The organism is Micropruina sp. (genome assembly GCF_027492755.1).
Classification (GTDB): Bacteria; Actinomycetota; Actinomycetes; order Propionibacteriales; family Propionibacteriaceae; genus Micropruina.
In genome coordinates this window covers 1-17,320 of sequence record NZ_JAPUED010000081.1, presented here as the reverse complement: position 1 = coordinate 17,320, position 17,320 = coordinate 1, and the positions used below count along the sequence as shown (strand labels likewise).

The following is a 17,320-nucleotide window of genomic DNA, read 5'->3' as shown; positions in this document are numbered from 1 at the left end:
CGTCCACCAGCGCCGCCCGCAACGCCGCCTGGATCTCGTCCGCGGCGAAGGGCTCCAGAGCTTCCAGCGCGGCCAGCGACGCGTCCAGCACCTCCCCGGCGTTCTCACCGAGCTGTGCCCGGGCATCGTCGGCGACCACCAGGTCGGCGTCCGCGGTGAACAGGAACTCCAGCTTCGGCAGTGCCTCGGAGAGCACCCCGAGCCGCTCCTGGATCAGCGGCGTCGCGCGCCGCAACAGCTCCGCCTTCGCCGGGTCGACGTCCGCCCACTCGCCGGTGAACTGCAGGTGCTCGACGATCCGGGCGGCCAACTCGTCCGGCGCCAGCGAACGGATGTACTCGCCGTTCAGCCAGTTCAGCTTGGTCAGGTCGAAGATCGGCCCGACCGTGCTCACCTTGGCCCAATCGAACGCCGCCACGAACTCGTCGAAGGTCGCGACCTCCGACTCGCCGACCGGCGGGTAGGCGAGCAGCTGCAGGAAGTTGCGCAGCGCCTCGGGCAGGTAGCCCTGCTCACGGAACCAGACCAGCCGGGCGGCCGGGTTCTTGCGCTTGGAGATCTTCGACTTGTCGGTGTTGCGCAGCAGCGGCATGTGCGCGAACGCCGGCGGGGTCAGCCCGAGGAACTGGTACAGCAGGATGTGCTTCGGCGTGGAGCTGATCCACTCCTCGCCGCGCACCACGTGGGTGATGCCCATCAGATGATCGTCGACCACCACCGCCAGGTGATAGGTCGGGAAGCCGTCGGCCTTGAGGATCACCTGGTCGTCCGGACGCGGCGCGTTCACCTCGCCGCGGATCACGTCGGTGAACGACAGTGGCGCGTCGTCGGGAATCAGCATCCGCACCACCGGGGTCTCGGTGAAGCCGGGCAGCGCGGCCCGCTCGTCGCGGGTCTTGCCCAGGCAGAGCCGGTCGTACCCGGTCACCGACGCCTTCGATGCCTGCTGCTCGGCGCGCAGCTGAGCCAGCCGCTCGGTCGAGCACCAGCAGTAGTAGGCGTGGCCGGACTCGATCAGCTGCTCGACGAACGGCCGGTAGGTGTCCAGCCGCTCCGACTGCCGGTAGGGGGCATACGGCCCGCCGACGTCCGGGCCCTCGTCCCAGGGCAGGCCGAGCCAGCGCAGCGTGTCGAAGATCTGCTGCTCGGAATCGGCGACGTAGCGCGCCCGGTCGGTGTCTTCGATCCGCAGCACGAAAGCGCCGCCGGTGGCCTGCGCGTAGGCCTTGTTGAACAGGGACATGTAGGCGGTGCCGACGTGTGGGTCCCCGGTGGGCGAGGGCGCGACACGCAGCCGTGCAGGAGTCTGGGTCATAGCCGGACCAGCCTAACCGGCCAGAAGGTGGTGCGACGAAGCCGGGCGGGGTCGTCACCTTCTCGCGTGGTGACGACCCACGCCGAGATTCAGCCTTTCCGCTTGGCGGGCGCCAGCATCAAGCCGCAGGCCAGCACCGTGACCAGGGTGATCGCCCCGGCCAGTGCCTTGACTCCGGGCGCCACGTCGACGAAGAAGGCAGGCATTGCCGAGATCGCGACCAGGATCACGCAGCCGGCGGCAATCCTGGCCGCGAGCCGGCTGCCGCGCACCCAGGCGACGACCACGCTCACCACGACCACGACAGCGAGCACGGTGTCAGCCAACAACACTTCGAAGGGCGGGCCGACCTCGCCGTCCGGGGTCGGGAAGAAGGCGCTCGTGACGTTGCCCAATCCCAGAATCAGGGTCAGTGCGAGCCCAACGCGGTTGGCCGTCGTCCAGGTCGGTCGGGTGCGGACAGTGGTAGTGGTGGACATCTGGAAACCTCCGGTGTGAGCGCCGGCCGGATTGCCGACACCTCGATCATTCGGTCGAAGAGCATCCCGGCGGATCGGTCGCACTTCCCCATCGTGACCGAAGATCTTCCCCGCGGATATGGGAGGTTCTTCCCGCTTCGATCCGGCCGCTCGGTGCCAGACTGCCGGTGTGGACCCGATCCGTGTGGTGCTGGTCGACGACCATCCGGTCGTCCGCCGCGGGCTGCGCTCACTGCTGGAGTCGCTACACGGCTATACGGTCGTCGGAGAGGCTGCGGACGGTGTCGCCGCCGTCCGCGAGGTGCAGCTGACCAGGCCGGACGTCGTGCTGATGGACATCCGGATGCCCGGCCTGGACGGACTCGAGGCCACTCGGGCCGTGCTGTCCGCGGTACCGTCCACCGCGGTGCTGATGCTGACCATGCTCGACGAGGACGACGCGGTGTTCGCCGCGATGCGGGTCGGCGCCCGCGGCTATCTGCTCAAAGGCGCCGAGCAGCAGGAGATCGACCGTGCGATCCGTTCGGTAGCGGCCGGCGAGGCGATCTTCAGCCCAGGTGTCGCACAGCGGGTGATCAGTCACTTCAACGGGGCGGGTGCGCTCACCGCGCCTCAGCCGTTTCCGGAGCTCACCCCCCGTGAGCGCGAAGTGCTCGACCTGGTGGCCGCCGGCCTGCGCAATGCCGCCATCGCAGAACGACTCTTCCTGTCCCAGAAGACCGTCGCCAACCATCTCTCGTCAATCTTCGCCAAGCTTTCGGTCGACGGGCGACAGCAGGCGATCATCCGGGCTCGCGACGAGGGGTTCGGGCGGCCATGAGCGTCGCCGTCCAGGCCGCCATCGCCCTGTGTGGGATCGCGTGCCTGGCCACGGGCTGGGTGCTTTGGCGGGTGCACGCCGGCCGGGTGACGAGCCTGGCTGTTGCGGCGTCCGGCGCGGTGCTGTTGACCGAGCTGGGTTTACGCTCGGCCGACATCGTCGTCGACCTGAAGGCGGTGGCCGGTTTGGCGCTCGGCCCAGTGGCGCTGACCAGCTACCCCCGGTTCGCGGCCGGGCGATCGCGGGCTCTCGCCTGGGCGCTCCTGTTGCTGATCGCCGGCTGCGGGACGGTCGCGCTGACGCGTCCGCAATCAGCAGATGGACTCGGCATCGCGATCGCGTTCCTGCTGATCGGGCATGCCTGGTGGGTGATCGAGCGTGGGACGTCCGCCGACCGCTCCGCGACGCAGTGGATGCTCGCCGCCGCCGTCTTCGCTTTGCTCGCCGGTGGCCTGTTCGGCTTCGGCTACAACGCGGTTGCCCCGGACGGGGACGGCACCGCCGTCCAGATCGTCGGCTACCTGCTGGCGGCGCTGGTTCCGGTGTCGATGATGATCGGAGTGGTTCAGCCCGCACTGGTCGATGTGCGGTGGTTGGTCACCACCGTCACCGTGACCCTCGCCGTCGTGGTGTGCTTCCTGGCCGCCGCCTCCACGCTGGTCTTCGGAGTCGAGGCGCTCAGCGGGCAGCCGTTGAGCACATCCACCGTGCTGACCGCCTGCGCGCTCCTGGCCCTCGGCGTCGCACCCACCCGCCGCTGGTTGTACGGTTCCTTCGAGCGAATGCTGTTCGGCGGACGCCCTGACCCGATCAGCGCGCTCGCCTCCTTCGCCGGCCGGATCGGCAACGACCTCGCCGAGGCCCTGGACGCCGTCCGGGAAGCGCTGGTGCTGCCCTTCGTCCGACTGGACGTGACGGGCCGGTCACCGATGACCAGCGGGACCCAGGTTCCCCACCTCAGCGAGTTCGCTCTGGACGTCGGCCCCGGCCGGACGGCCACGCTGGTGGTCGGCCTGCGCCCCGGCGAGCGCACCTGGTCGCGCGCCGACCTGAGCATGATCGGCCTGGTCGCACCTCTGGTGGCGACCACCGTGCGTGCCCAACTGCTCGCCGAACAGGTGAGCGCATCCCGCGGCGAAGCGGTGGCCGCCATCGAGGAGGAACGCCGCAGGCTGCGTCGCGACCTCCACGACGGGGTGGGTCCGTTGCTGTCCGGCGTGGTGTTCACCGCGGACGCCGCCCGCAATCTGCTCGACCGGGACACTGCTTCGGCCGCCGGACTGCTCGCGGAGCTGCGCGCGGACGCCGCAGCGGCGATCGTCGAGGTGCGGCAACTGGTCGAGGGGCTTCGGCCGCCGGCACTGGACGAACTCGGTCTGGTCGGAGCGCTGCAGACCTGGTGCAGCGGGCTGCGCGCCGTTGGCGGCGTGCCGATCGCCGTCGAGTTCGAGGGCGACGGCCAGGTCGCCGGCATGACCGCGGCAGCCGAGGCCGCCGCCTACCGAATCGCAGTCGAGGCTCTGACCAATGTGGCCCGCCATTCGGGCGCGCGACAAGCCACCGTGAGCTTCACCAGGACGGAGGACGAGTGGCGGATGGAGGTGCGTGACTCAGGTGTCGGCGGTGTTTGGACACCCGGGGTCGGGATGACCTCGATGCGCGAGCGGGCCGAGGCCATCGGTGGACGACTGGACGCGGGTGATGGTCTGGTCAGCCTGACGCTGCCGTCGTTCCCCCGCTGAGCCCTGGTCTCCCCCAACGGCGACCAGTTCGGCGACCAGTTCGTTCGGCAACGAGCCGATCGCGAGGGCGACGTCGGGACCGCGAACTGCAGGTTCACCCGGGCGCGTTCATGCCGTCAGCCGAAACGAAGCCAATGCGAGCGCGAGATCCACCATGGTGAGGACGATCACCAACGACGCCGCGGCGACGAACCTGTACTCCAACGGGTGGTCACCGAGGACCAGGACCGCGCCCGCGATGGTGCCGAGCAGAACCGGGAGGAACCGTAGATAGCCGGGCAGAACCACTTGCCAGAGCCGCGCCACCTCCCGTCCGCCACGCAAGAACCAGCCGTCGGCGAGCGACCAGGCATTGGCCAACGCCATCGCCACAGCCATCGGAAGCAGCGCGATCCAGCCGCCACTGGGCCCGGCCACGGCGAGCAGGATCACCGACCAGACGCCACAGACCAGGCTGAGGACGCCGATCATGATCGTGTAGTGCAGGGTGAAGAACCGGGTGGTCTCATTCTGGGTCGCGAGCGTGCGCAGCCGGATCAGCGTGCCGGCCACCGAGAACGCCAGCCAGAGACTGCTGTAGGCGAGGAGGTCCTGCAGCTGAATCCAGCCACGCCCCAACGGCCACAGCGGCAGTAGCGAGCCGATCAGGATCAGCAACACCTGCACAGCAGCACCGACCCGCGCCGGCAGCCGGGCGGCCAGCGACCCGAGCAGGTTGAAGCCCAGCGCGCGGGCGATCTCGTTCACGCGCCCATGGTGCCGGATGTTGACGCCGGCCGATCAGCGCGGCCAGATCAGCCATATTCCCGCAGCCAGCGCGGCGAGGTTCGCGACCAGGAAGAGGCCGACCCAGAACAAGGCCGGCAGCCGGGTCAGCCCGGCCAGCTGATCGGCGTCGCTGCCCCGCGCCCGGCCGCCACGCCGAGCACGCTGCAGGTCGATCACGCCGACCGGTCCCGCGAGCAGCAGGAACCAGGTGAACCCGTAGGCGGCCAGTGACTGGACCTGTTCGCTCCCCCACCAGGACACCGCGAACACCCCCAGTCCGGCGACCAGCATCGAGTACAGGCCGTGGAAGTTGCGGATCTGCAGCAGCATCAGGCTGAGCAGCAGCAGCGCCGCCCACAGCACCGCCAGGGCATGCTGTTGCCACAGCAGGACGGCGGCGAGCAGGCCGAACAGCCCGGGCGCCAGATAGCCGGCGATCAGGGTGAGGAACATGCCGAAGCCGCGCGGCCGTCCGTGGCTCAACGTGACACCGGAGGAATCCGAATGCAGCCGGATGCCGCGCAGCCGGCGTCCGGTGAGCACCGCTGCGATGGCGTGACCGCCCTCATGGACGATGGTGACCAGGTGCCGAGCGATCCGCCACGCCGGACGGAACACCACCACGGCGACCGCGGCCAGCGCCGTCCACCAGATCGCCACCGCGGACGGTGACTGTTGGACGCCGGTGAGCCCCTCCCAGAGCCGCTCCAGCAGGGTCATGTCGGCCGAGGCGTCGGGCTGGTCACGGCGTTCAGTCTAGGAAGCACGCAGAAAGGGGCGACACTCGGAAGTGTCGCCCCTTTCTGACGAAGGAGCTTGCGGAGTCCGTGGCGGCGGGATCGCTACCGGAACTCCGCGACGGTCACCGGCTGGCCGGCTGCGCGGGAGCCGCCGCGAGCCACACCAGCACGCCGGCGAGAAGAACCACGCTGATACCGCCCCCGACCATCGCGAACGCGGACTGGGTGGCGACGCCGGCGGCCACGATGACCGCGGCAACCGCAACCATGATGCCCATGGCCGAACGAACGGCCACGGTGGTGCCACGATCGGCGAGCACGGCGGCGCGCAGGTCGGCGAGGGTGTAGCTACCCGACTCGTTGGCGGCATCGGACGGGCGGTTGATGATCTGCTGAGCAGACATTGGGTCTGTTTCTTCTTCCTATGTAGATGTGCGTCCCTCGTAGCGGGACATGAGTCATATTAGTCATATCCACTATTAAACTCAAATCGGGCGTGACACCGGCGAGTGGACTTCCGACGGCGTTGATAGGTTTACGCCCATGACCGCCGACCCCGCCGCCAACGACTTCATCCACGACATCGTCCGGCGCGACAACGAGCAGGGCAGGTTCGGCGGACGTGTCCAGACCCGATTCCCGCCCGAGCCGAACGGCTACCTGCACATCGGCCACGCCAAGGCGATCGTGGTCGACTTCGGCCTCGCCGAGGACTTCGACGGCATCTGCAACCTGCGGCTCGACGACACCAATCCCGACACCGAAGAGACCGAATACGTCGACTCGATCATCGACGACATCGAATGGCTCGGCTACACGCCGGCGAGCGTGCTGCACGCCTCCGACTACTTCGACCAGCTCTACGAGTGGGCCGAATACCTGGTCGAGCAGGGCAAGGCCTACGTCGACGACTCCGACATCGAGACCATCTCGGCGCAGCGCGGCGGTTTCGGCAAGCCCGGCATCGAGAGCGAGTACCGCAACCGCAGCGTCGAGGAGAACCTCGACCTGTTGCGCCGGATGCGGGCCGGCGAGTTCCCGGACGGCTCCCGCGTGCTGCGCGCCAAGATCGACATGCAGCACGAGAACATGCAGCTGCGCGACCCGGTGATGTACCGGATCCGGCACGCCGACCATCACCGCACCGGCGACGCCTGGGACATCTACCCCACCTACGACTGGGCGCACGGCCAGTCCGACGCGATCGAGGGCGTCACCCACTCCATCTGCACGCTGGAGTTCGACACCCACCGGGCGCTCTACGACTGGTACCTGGAGCAGCTGCCGCTGCCGTCCGACCAGCCGAAGCAGATCGAGTTCGCGCGGCTCGAGTTCACCCACACGGTGACCAGCAAGCGGCGGCTGAAGAAGCTGGTCGACGACGGCGTCGTCGACGGCTGGGACGACCCGCGGATGCCGACCCTGCGCGCGTTGCGGCGGCGCGGCTACCCGGCGGCGGCGATCCGGGCGTTCTGCCGCGAGATCGGCACCACCCGGACCAACAGCCGGCAGTCCATCGAAGCGCTGGAGTCGTACGTGCGGCGCGACCTGAACGCCACAGCACAGCGCCGGATGGCGGTGCTCAAGCCGCTGAAGCTGGTGCTCACCAACTGGCCCGAGGGCCAGGTGGATCACTTCGAGGTGGCCAACAACCCCGAGAACCCGGCCGACGGCGTCCGTGAGGTCGCGTTCAGCGGCGAACTGTGGATCGAGCAGGACGATTTCGCCGAGGTGCCGCCGCCGAAGTTCTTCCGGCTCTCCCCCGGACGCGAGGTGCGGCTGCGCGGCGCCTACCTGATCACCGCCACCGACGTGGTGAAGGACGCCGACGGCAATGTGGTGCAGGTGAACGCCACCTACGATCCGGCCTCCCGCGGCGGCAACGCGCCGGACGGACGCAAGGTGAAGTCGACCATGCACTGGGTCTCGGCGGCGCATGCGGTGAACGGAACCGTGGCGCTGTACGACCGGCTGTTCACGGCGTCCGCCCCCGGCGAGCGGACCGGCGAGCCGCTGGACGACCTGAACCCGAACTCGCGGGAACTGCTCACCGACTGCCGACTGGAGGCCGCCCTGGCCGACACCGAGCCGGGCGCCGTGGTGCAGTTCGAGCGACTCGGCTATTTCGCCCACGACGACCGGCAGCCGCAGCTGTTCCACCGCACGGTGGGCCTGCGCGATGAATGGGCAGCGATCCAGAAGCGCCAGGGGGCACGATGAGAGACCGGTTGACGCCACTCACCATTCCGTCCCGGACGGGGCGGCTGGCCATCGTCACCGGCGCCAACAGCGGCATCGGCAAGGCGACGGCACGGGCACTCGGCCTCGCCGGCGCGGACGTGGTGCTCGCCGTCCGCGACGTCGCCAAGGGCACGGCTGTGGCCGAGGAACTGCACGCCGAGCACCCGGAGGGCAGCCACACCGTCGCCGAGCTGGACACCTCCGACCTGGCCTCGGTGGAGCGCTTCGCGTCCGAATACGCTGACCGTCGGGTCGACATCCTGGTGCTCAACGCCGGCATCGGCGGCACCCGCAAGCGCGAGTTGAGCGTGGACGGGCACGAACTCACCATGGCGACCAACTACTTCGGCCACTTCGCCCTGACCGCCCGGCTGCTGGAGTCGCTACGCCGCGCGAGCCGCGCCCGGGTGGTGACCCTGGGCTCGCTGGTCGCGAAGAACGGCCGGATCAGGCCCGATGACCTCGACCTGGAACGGCGCTGGTCGTCGCGCCGCGCCTACGCCAACAGCAAGCTGGCCATGGTCATGTTCGCCCGCGAGTTGCAGCGGCACAGCACCGCCGGCGAGTGGGGGCTGAACGCCCACGCCGCGCACCCGGGCTGGGCCGCCACCGGCCTGTTCCCGGGCAACCCGCTGCACCGCATCGGGGCGTTCCTCGGCGGCACGTCCCGGCTGATGCAGTCGGCCTCGGACGGCGCCCAGCCGGTGGTGTTCTGCGCCGCCAGCCGCCAGGCCGCCGCCGGCGCCTACTACGGCCCGATCGGGCCGTTCGGCACGTCTGGACCGGTCGGCAAGGCGCCGCTGCCGCGTCCGGCCCGCTCAGCCAAGGCGCTGACCGCGCTGTGGCAAGCGACCGAAGAGCTGCTCGGGGTGTCCTTCGCCGCCTAGAGCGGACTGTGCCGTCCGGGGTGGGCACGCCTGCGCCGACCCGACGGCAGAGGGTCCGCCACGGCGTCCCGCTGTGTAGCCTTCTCACCGATGGCGGCCTCCGATCGCGATACCCGGCAGGCGCACCTGGTCAACGCATTGCGGCGAAGCCAGGCGCCGCTGTCGGCGCGTCTGCTGGCCGAGCAGGTCGGAGTCTCGCAACGGACCATCCGCGACTACGTCGCCGCTCTCAACGAGGGCCTCGACCGCCCGATGATCATCGCCGATCAGCGGGGATACCACCTCGACGACCAGGTGTACTGGCGGCTCCGCTCGGCGCGGGCCACCAAGCAGAGCCGGATCGACACACCCCGCCGTCGGCTCTCCGCGCTGCTGCGCTACTTCGCCCGCCGCGACCATGCCGATCTGTTCGCCCTCGCCGACCTCTTCCACGTGAGCGTTCCCACGCTCGAGGCCGATCTGAGCCGCGTTCGCGCCATCCTGCGCGAGCATCAGCTGGTGCTTCGCCGCGATCACGACCGGATCGCCATCGAGGGCACCGAGCGGGCCAAACGGCGGCTGCTGCGCAGCCTGCTGTTCTCCTCTGACGAAGGTGCCGGGCTGGACGCCCTGACCAGCGCCCGCGAGCGACCCGGCAGCCGGATGGCACGGCTGTCGAAGGCCCTCACCGCTGCCCTGGCGGAGGCCGATCTCGAACTCAACGAGTACGTCCGCGGTGAGCTGCTGGTCCACCTGACGGTGGCCAGTGAGCGAGCCAAGTCGGGCTCGGCCTTGATCGGGCCGGGCCCGCCCGCGGACGCCGACCAGCGCATCGGCGCCGGCGTCCGGGCCGTGGCGGACGCCGTCCGCTCGGTCACCGGGGCTGCGCTGGAGGACGGTGAGCACGGTCTGCTCTACAGCTTCCTGGCCGCCAACAGCCGTACCCGGCACGATGCCGGCGCCCTCGAGCCGGACCCACCCGTGCTCGATCTCACCCGGGACGCGGTGGCCGCGCTGACCGAACAGTTCGGCCTGGAGTGGCCCGAGGAACGACCGCTGACGCCGCTCGCCCTGCACCTGCAACATCTGCTCGAGCGGGCCCGGATTGGCCGCCAGCTGGACAGGCCGCTCGGAGCCGGCTTCAAGCAGGCCTATCCGCTGCTGCACGAGATGGCGTTGCTGTTCGCGAACGCGCTGCAGACCCGCACAGGGCTGCAGATCGAGCCGGGCGAGGTCGACTACCTCGCGTTGCATCTCGGCGCCCAGTTCCAGAACCAGCTGGAGGCGGGTCCGCCGGTGTCGGTGACGGTCGTCGCCCCCGGCCTGTGGGAGCTGACGCCGCAACTGACCGAACGGGTCGACCGGGCGACCGGCGGCCTCGGCATCGTCGAGAACACCATCACCGATCTGACCGCCGATCTGGCCACGATCACCAGCGACCTGATCGTCTCCACGTCGGCGGCGCCAGCGGGCCTGCGCATCCCGTTCCTGCGGATCAGCCCGTTCTGCACCGACGCCGACGCCGCCGCGATTCGTGAGGCCGTCGGCGCGGAACGAGAGCGTCAACGTCGCCAGGCGCTCCGGGCCGCCGTGGTGAGCATGCTCGATCCGGCCCTGTACCGGCATCGGCGGCACTACCCCGACGCCGAGTCGGCCATCCGGGAGGGCGCCGACCTGCTGCTCGCCCAGGGCCTGGTCGAGCCCGGCTTCGCCGACGACCTGCTGGAGCGAGAGCGACGCTCGGCTACATCGTTCGGCGGCCACTTTGCCATTCCGCACTCGCTCTACCAGGACAGCCTGCGCACCGGTGTCTGCGTGCTCGCTTGCGACGAACCCGTGCTCTGGGGTGAGTCCGACGTGCAGCTGATCGTCATGTTCGCCATCGCCCCCGACGGCATGGCGGTTTTCCGCCGGGTGCTCGAGGCGCTGATCGCGGCCCTCGCCGAGCCGTCCGACGTGGACCAGCTGATCGCGGCGTCCGGCAGCATCGAGTCGTTCTCGGCGAAGCTCCTGGAGCTGTTGGGCTGAGCTCATCCGGCGGCCGTCGTCTGCCGGGGTGCGGCAGGAAACTCATTGGCGCGCACCTGCTCGGGCTGGCGAAGATCGAAGCATCAACCGGCCTCGATGACGAGGCTTCCACGGAGGGACTGGAATTCACATGGAGACAATCCGCGTTCTCTTGGTCTGCGGCTCGGGGGCGAGCTCGGGCTTCATGGCTGCCAATATTCGCAAGGCCGCGGCGGCCCGCGGGCTCAATCTGTCGGTGACCGCGCGCAGCGAATCCGAGATCGAGAACTACGTCGACGAGATCGACGTGCTGATGGTGGGGCCGCACCTCGCCTACATCGTCGACGAGGTCGACGACTACGTGGGCGATCGGCCCATCGCCGTCATCTTGATGAGCCCCGACTACTACTCGACACTGGACGGCGACCTCGCCGTCGATCACCTGATCAGCACGCTGACGGACGAGGACGCCTGATGAAGAAGTTCATCCAATGGCTCGAGGTGTCGTTCGCGCCCCGAATGTCGAAGGTGAACAACAACGTCTGGATCGTGACCCTCAAGGACTCGATCATGCAGACGCTGCCGTTCATCTTCGTCGGCTCACTGTTCGCGATGCTCGCCATTCTCAACGAGTACTTCCCCTCGCTGCCCAGCTTCTGGACGCCGTACGGCTGGACGATGGGCATGGTGTCGCTGTTCGTCGCCTTCCTGGTGCCGTTCAACCTGATGGAGAAGAAGCGGCTCCGCAAGCAACGGATCATCGCCGGGCTGGCCGGCCTGGTGCTGTTCCTGATCACCATCTCGCCGCAGGTGATCGCTGACGGCCAGGCCGGTTTCGGGCATCCGGCGCTGGGCGCGGGCGGCATGTTCGTGGCGATCGTCACCGGCATGGTGACCGGCCTGGTGATGACGCTGTTCGGCAAGGTGTCCTTCTTCAAGGAGGACTCGGCGATCCCCGACTTCGTCCGCGCCTGGTTCGATGCCATGCTGCCCGTCGGCATCGTGGTGGTCTTCGGCTGGGTGTTGATCGACCTGGTGAAGTTCGACCTGTACAACATCGTGCTGGCCATCTTCTCGCCGCTGGCCGGCATCATCGAGAGCCCGTTCGGCTTCATGCTGATGATGTTCGTCTGGTGTTTCCTCTACTCGATGGGCATCTCCACCTGGGTGCTCACTCCGATCACCCAGCCCGTCCTGCTGGCCGCGATCGCGGCCAACGTCGCCGGTCACGCCGAGAACCTGGTCACCTCGACCACGGTCTTCTCGACCTACCTGTGGGTCGGCGGCATCGGCTGCACCATGCCGCTGGTGATCATGCTGATGCGCTCGCGGGCGAACCGGCTGAAGGCGCTCGGCCGGGCCTGCCTGGTGCCGTCGATCTTCAACATCAATGAGCCGGTCGTCTTCGGTGCGATCGCCTGGAACCCGGCGCTGATGATCCCGATGTGGCTGCAGGGCATCGTGCTGCCGCTGGTGGTCTGGTTCCTCACCAAGACCATTCCGTTCGCACCCATCCCGATGCTGCAGTTCGAGCTGTGGTACACGCCGTTCCCGTTCGCCACCTGGTTCACCACCGGCTCGGTGATGGCCCTGCTGTTGCTGGCCATCGTGCTGGCCATCTCGACGGTGATCTGGTACCCGTTCTTCGTCGCCTACGAGAAGACCACCCTGGACGCCGAGGCGCTGGCCGACGGGACGGCCGCGGTCGCGTCGGAGGCGTCCGTGCAGCAAGTGCCGGCGCACGCCGAGCGATCGGACGTCCCCGCTGCCGCCGAGGCGGCGGAGACTCCCGCCTCCACCGAGGCGACCGCCCCGGCCGGCGGTATCACCCTGAAACGACCCACGCGGCGCACGGTGGCGCGTGGCCCCCAGTCGAACACCTCCCCGAAGGAGAACTGAGCATGAGTTCCAACGACATCGCCTCGTCCGCAATGCAGATCATCATCAAGGCGGGTGAGGGCCGCAGCAACACCTACCGGGCCATCGATGCCGTGACCGCAGGTGATTTCGCCAAGGCGACGGAGCTGATCGGCGCGGCCAACGAGGGCATCAAGGCCGCCCACGTCATCCACACCACGATGATCCAGTCCGAGGCGGGTGGCGATCAGATCGAGTACTCGATGCTCTTCACCCACGCCCAGGACACCCTGATGACGGCCTACGGCGAGTTCCGGCTGGTGAAGAAGCTGCTGCCGGCGCTGCAGTCCTTCGACGACCGGATCCGGGCGCTGGAGGCGGCGTCATGAGCGAGCTCGGCGTACCGACCGGCTTTCCCGCCGATTTCCTGTGGGGTGGTGCGATCGCGGCCAACCAGGCCGAGGGCGCCTGGCAGGAGGGCGGCAAGGGCTGGTGTCTGGCCGACATCAACCTCTACCGTGGCGATCTGCCGCCCGAGAAGCGCTCGAACAAGGAGATGACCAGCGACCAGATCGCCTTCTACGTGACCGACCAGGAAGGCCGCTACCCCAAACGCGAGGCGATCGACTTCTACCACACCTTCGACTCCGACCTGGAGCTGATGGCCGGCACCGGCATGAACGCCTTCCGCACCTCGATCAACTGGTCGCGGATCTTCCCCAACGGCGACGATGCCGAGCCCAACGAGGAGGGGCTCGCCTTCTACGACCGGCTGATCGACTCGATCCGCGCTCACGGCATGGAGCCGATGATCACGCTCTCCCACTACGAGATGCCGCTCAACCTGACCACCTCCTACGACGGGTGGTACTCGCGTGAGCTGATCGACCTGTTCGTCCGGTTCGCCGAGGTGGTGCTGCGACGCTACTCCGACCGGGTCAAGTACTGGATTCCGGTGAATCAGATCAATCTGATCACCCACGAGTCGTTCAACCACCTCGGGGTCGCCGCCGATCGGGTGGAGAACCTGGAAGAGGCCAAATTCCAAGCCGTCCACAACGAGATGGTCGCGGCGGCCAAGGTCACGTCGCTGGCGCACCAGATCGATCCCGGCGCGCAGGTGGGAGTGATGCTCTGCCACTTCAACGCGGACGCCGCCAGCAGCCGTCCGGCCGACGTGATCGCGGCGCGGCAGCAGAACCAGCTGCAGTACTTCTTCTCCGATGTGGCGGTACGCGGACACTACCCCGGCTTCATCAAGCGCTACCTGGCCGATCGCGGGCTCAGCGTCCGGTTCGGTGAGGGCGATGCGGAGGCACTGGCCGCCGGAACGGTCGACTTCATGTCGTTCTCGTTCTACTACACGACGGTGATCGATGCCGAGAGCTGGGCCGCCGGCGACAGCGACGGCTACCGTAACCCACATCTCGAGGCCAACGAGTGGGGCTGGGCGATCAACCCGACGGGACTGCGGGTCGCGCTGAACGACTACTGGGACCGGTACCAGCTGCCGATCCACATCACCGAGAACGGCTTCGGCAGTCGCGACGTGGTCGAGGCAGACGGATCGATCCACGACGGCTACCGGATCGACTACATGCGCGCCCACGTCGAGGCGATGCGTGAGGCGATCATCGACGGCGTCGATCTGCGGGGATGGTTCTGGTGGGGTCCGATCGACGTGGTGTCGTGCTCGTCCAGCGAGATGGCCAAGCGCTATGGCTATCTGTACGTCGATCTGGACGACTACGGCAACGGCACCGGAGCCCGGATCAAGAAGGACTCCTACGGCTGGTTGACCAAGGTCATCGCCTCAGCGGGATCCGAGCTGGGCTGACCCGGCGCGTCCCGCTGGGCAGCCCCCTGGCGGCGGTCAGGGTCGTTCCTCGACGAAAGGAACGATCCTGGCCGCGCACCGGAGCGCTTGCCGCCCGAACCGGCTCAGAGGTGGATCAACCACAAGCGAGGATCGCAGAACAGGGATCCCCGCGTATACCACAATCAAGTCTCCCGTTCGATTGAAGCGACAAGACGGCACGGGAGGGTAGAAAACGCCTTGTCAGAAGGATCTAGCAGCCCTGCCAAGCGGCAGCCTCCGGATCAGTGGTATACATTTCGCCATGGCCCAGATCTTCGTACTCGCGGCAGCACGCCGTCGTGGGCGCGTTGCTGGTCGCCGCCGTCCGCGCGGGCTCGGCATCCAGGTCAACCTTGGCGGATAGGCGCGGGCACGCCGAATCGCAGGCGGAGCGCGCCGAACAGGTGTTGCGCCGACGGATCGTCAGCGGCGGCTACGCCCCGGGCGAGCGGCTCACCGAGCGCGAGATCGCCGACTCGTTGGGCATGTCGCGCATTCCGGTGCGGGACGCACTGCGCCGCCTGGAGGCGTACGGCCTGGTCACGACCGGGCAGGGCACGTTCGTCTCTTCGTTCACCCCCAGCGAGATCGACGAATTGTTCGACCTGCGGATCGCGCTGGACCGCCTAGCCGCGCAGCGCGCCGCCCGCCGACACGCAGCGGGCCTGCCGGACGCCGGCCTCGCCGCCGCCATCGAGGGTGCGCCGAGGCCCGCCGACGGGGCCGAGCACACCTCCCGGGTGGCGGCCAACATGGACTTCCACACCCAGCTGCATCGAGCGTCCGGCAGCGCCTTGCTGCTGCTCACCGCCAAACCGGTCCAGGCCCGCTCCGAGTGGCTGTTCACCCTGACCAGCACGAAGGATCCCGTCGAGAGTGCGATCGAGCACCGGCGGATCTACCAGGCGATCACCTCGGGCCGGGTGGAGCTGGCCGGCCTGCTCGCGGCCGCCCATGTCGAATCCCGTCGCCAGGACGCCTTGCGCATCCTTGGCCCGACAAGCCCTGAAAGCACCGACACCGAGGAGAACCGATGACCCACGCCCTGCTGATCACCGACGTCCGCCCTTGGGGTGGCCGGGCGCGCGACGTCGCCGTGCTGGACGGCGTCCTGGCCGCCGACCTGCCGGACGGCCTGGTCCCCGAGCTGGTCGACGGCCGTGGGCGACTGTTGCTGCCGTCCTTCTCGGACGTCCACGTGCACCTGGACTCGACCCGGATCGGTTTGCCGTTCCGGCCGCACACCGGCTCGCCGGGCGTCTGGCCGATGGTGATGAACGACCGGGCGAACTGGCGCGACGCCGAGGTTCCGCTGCCGCGACGCTCTGCCGACACGCTGGCGCGGATGATCGCCCACGGCATCACCCGGGTGCGCACCTACGCCCAGATCGACGTCGACTGCGGGTTGGAGCGGTACGCCGCCGTCCAGCAGGCGAAGGCAGAGCACGCCGACCGCTGCGAGGTGCGAGTCATCGCCTTCCCACAGGCCGGCCTGCTGCGCGAGGAAGGTACGGTGCCGCTGCTGGAGCAGGCGCTGCGCGAGGGCGCGGACGTGATGGGCGGCATCGACCCGTGCACCCTGGATCGCGACCCCAAGGGCCACCTGGACGTGGTCTTCGGGCTCGCCGAGCGATATCAGGTGCCGATCGACTTCCACCTGCACGAGCCGGGGCACCTCGGCGTCTTCAGCACCGACCTGATCCTGGAACGCATCCGGGCCCTGGACATGCGCGGCCTGGTCACCATGTCGCACTCCTACGAGTTGGGCTCCGTCGACGAGGCCACCACCCGGAGGCTGGTCGACGAGTTCGCCGAGCTCGACGTGGCGATGGCCACCGTGGCCCCGGCCGGGCAGCATGGACTGCCACTGCCGATGCTCGCCGAGGCCGGCGTGCGGGTCGGCCTGGGGCAGGACGGCCAGCGCGACTACTGGTCGCCCTACGGCAACACCGATCTGCTCGATCGCACCTGGCAGCTGGCGTTCACCCACGGGTTCCGGGCCGATGAGCTGATCGAGCACTGCGTCGCGATCGCCACGATCGGTGGCGGCGCGGTGCTCGACCCTGCTGCGACCCGGCTTCACGGCGTCGCCGACCGCCCGGGGCTGGCGGTGGGAGACGTCGCCGATCTCGTCCTCGTCGACGGCGAGACGGTGGCCTCGGCAGTGATGGACCGCGGCCGGGACCGCACGGTCATCCACGCGGGGCGCGTGGTCGCCGACGGCCTCCAACTGGTCTGAGCCGGTTCAGGCACGACCCAGGTCGTCTTGACACCTAGTTTGTCTATGCCTAGTCTGCCTGGGCATGAAGGGTGACGCGCTGAAGGGCCATCTCGACCTCCTGATCCTGTCGGTGCTGGCCGACAGCCCTGCGCACGGCTACGCGATCATCGATGAACTCCGCACCCGTAGCGACGCCGTGATCGACGTACCCGAGGGCACGCTCTACCCCGCACTCCATCGCCTCGAGAAGGCGGGCCTGATCACCGCGACCTGGAGCGAGGTCAACGGACGCCGGCGCAAGTCCTACCGGCTCACCCCGGACGGCACCGGCCAGCTGGCCGACGAGCGCCGGGCCTGGTCCAGCTTCACCACCGCGGTCGCCGCGATCACCGGAGCCCGGCAATGA

17 protein-coding genes are annotated in these 17,320 nt (G+C 68.7%); 12 read left to right on the top strand and 5 right to left on the bottom strand.

The window, feature by feature from the left end:
• Together gltX and Q0066_RS05475 are read right to left on the bottom strand one after the other, a co-directional pair.
• A partial coding sequence (gene gltX, locus Q0066_RS05480) for a glutamate--tRNA ligase (RefSeq protein WP_298130884.1) occupies positions 1 to 1,243 on the bottom strand: 1,243 nt, incomplete at its 3' end.
• 161 nt (positions 1,244 to 1,404) lie between these two features.
• Positions 1,405 to 1,794 carry a hypothetical protein gene (locus tag Q0066_RS05475; protein WP_298130882.1) on the bottom strand — a complete coding sequence of 130 codons (390 nt, stop codon included), beginning with the start codon at positions 1,792 to 1,794 and terminating at the stop codon, positions 1,405 to 1,407.
• 169 nt (positions 1,795 to 1,963) lie between these two features.
• Between Q0066_RS05475 and Q0066_RS05470 the strand changes: the two genes are divergently transcribed.
• Together Q0066_RS05470 and Q0066_RS05465 are read left to right on the top strand one after the other, a co-directional pair.
• Positions 1,964 to 2,614 carry a response regulator transcription factor gene (locus Q0066_RS05470; protein WP_298130880.1) on the top strand — a complete coding sequence of 217 codons (651 nt, stop codon included), beginning with the start codon at positions 1,964 to 1,966 and terminating at the stop codon, positions 2,612 to 2,614.
• Positions 2,611 to 4,356, top strand: coding sequence for a histidine kinase (locus tag Q0066_RS05465; RefSeq protein ID WP_298130878.1), 1,746 nt, complete (start codon positions 2,611 to 2,613; stop codon positions 4,354 to 4,356). The genes Q0066_RS05470 and Q0066_RS05465 overlap by 4 nt, the downstream gene beginning before the upstream one ends.
• 108 nt (positions 4,357 to 4,464) lie before the next feature.
• Here Q0066_RS05465 and Q0066_RS05460 read toward each other — a convergent pair whose 3' ends face one another.
• The 3 genes from Q0066_RS05460 to Q0066_RS05450 all read right to left on the bottom strand — a co-directional run bounded on the left by Q0066_RS05460 (position 4,465) and on the right by Q0066_RS05450 (position 6,268).
• Entirely contained in the window at positions 4,465 to 5,103 is a 639-nt protein-coding gene (locus Q0066_RS05460; RefSeq protein ID WP_298130876.1) for a DUF6498-containing protein, read from the bottom strand.
• A 33-nt stretch (positions 5,104 to 5,136) separates the two neighbouring features.
• A complete protein-coding gene (locus Q0066_RS05455; RefSeq protein ID WP_298130875.1) occupies positions 5,137 to 5,844 on the bottom strand; it encodes a M50 family metallopeptidase in 708 nt (235 codons plus the stop codon).
• A 142-nt stretch (positions 5,845 to 5,986) separates the two neighbouring features.
• The gene (locus Q0066_RS05450; protein WP_298130874.1) at positions 5,987 to 6,268 is read right to left on the bottom strand and encodes a hypothetical protein; all 282 of its coding nucleotides are present in this window, start codon (positions 6,266 to 6,268) and stop codon (positions 5,987 to 5,989) included.
• Positions 6,269 to 6,407: 139 nt separating this feature from the next.
• Here Q0066_RS05450 and Q0066_RS05445 point away from each other — a divergent pair, with 139 nt between their 5' ends.
• The 10 genes from Q0066_RS05445 (at position 6,408) to Q0066_RS05400 (ending at position 17,320) form a co-directional block, all read left to right on the top strand.
• The gene (locus Q0066_RS05445; RefSeq protein WP_298130873.1) at positions 6,408 to 8,084 is read left to right on the top strand and encodes a glutamine--tRNA ligase/YqeY domain fusion protein; all 1,677 of its coding nucleotides are present in this window, start codon (positions 6,408 to 6,410) and stop codon (positions 8,082 to 8,084) included.
• Positions 8,081 to 8,992 carry an SDR family NAD(P)-dependent oxidoreductase gene (locus Q0066_RS05440; protein WP_298130872.1) on the top strand — a complete coding sequence of 304 codons (912 nt, stop codon included), beginning with the start codon at positions 8,081 to 8,083 and terminating at the stop codon, positions 8,990 to 8,992. The genes Q0066_RS05445 and Q0066_RS05440 overlap by 4 nt, the downstream gene beginning before the upstream one ends.
• A gap of 90 nt (positions 8,993 to 9,082) precedes the next feature.
• A complete protein-coding gene (locus Q0066_RS05435) occupies positions 9,083 to 10,999 on the top strand; it encodes a PTS sugar transporter subunit IIA (RefSeq protein WP_298130871.1) in 1,917 nt (638 codons plus the stop codon).
• A 130-nt stretch (positions 11,000 to 11,129) separates the two neighbouring features.
• Positions 11,130 to 11,453, top strand: coding sequence for a PTS sugar transporter subunit IIB (locus Q0066_RS05430; protein ID WP_298130868.1), 324 nt, complete (start codon positions 11,130 to 11,132; stop codon positions 11,451 to 11,453).
• Positions 11,453 to 12,877, top strand: a complete 1,425-nt coding sequence (locus Q0066_RS05425) for a PTS transporter subunit EIIC (RefSeq protein WP_298130865.1) — start codon at positions 11,453 to 11,455, stop codon at positions 12,875 to 12,877. The genes Q0066_RS05430 and Q0066_RS05425 overlap by 1 nt, the downstream gene beginning before the upstream one ends.
• Positions 12,878 to 12,879: 2 nt before the next feature.
• On the top strand, positions 12,880 to 13,224 hold the full coding sequence (locus Q0066_RS05420) for a PTS lactose/cellobiose transporter subunit IIA (RefSeq protein ID WP_298130863.1): 345 nt from the start codon (positions 12,880 to 12,882) through the stop codon (positions 13,222 to 13,224).
• On the top strand, positions 13,221 to 14,672 hold the full coding sequence (locus tag Q0066_RS05415) for a family 1 glycosylhydrolase (protein WP_298130862.1): 1,452 nt from the start codon (positions 13,221 to 13,223) through the stop codon (positions 14,670 to 14,672). The genes Q0066_RS05420 and Q0066_RS05415 overlap by 4 nt, the downstream gene beginning before the upstream one ends.
• Before the next feature lie 320 nt (positions 14,673 to 14,992).
• A complete protein-coding gene (locus tag Q0066_RS05410) occupies positions 14,993 to 15,730 on the top strand; it encodes a GntR family transcriptional regulator (RefSeq protein ID WP_298130861.1) in 738 nt (245 codons plus the stop codon).
• Complete coding sequence (locus Q0066_RS05405; RefSeq protein ID WP_298130859.1) at positions 15,727 to 16,932, top strand: amidohydrolase family protein; 1,206 nt, start codon at positions 15,727 to 15,729, stop codon at positions 16,930 to 16,932. The genes Q0066_RS05410 and Q0066_RS05405 overlap by 4 nt, the downstream gene beginning before the upstream one ends.
• Positions 16,933 to 16,996: 64 nt before the next feature.
• The gene (locus Q0066_RS05400; RefSeq protein ID WP_298130857.1) at positions 16,997 to 17,320 is read left to right on the top strand and encodes a PadR family transcriptional regulator; all 324 of its coding nucleotides are present in this window, start codon (positions 16,997 to 16,999) and stop codon (positions 17,318 to 17,320) included.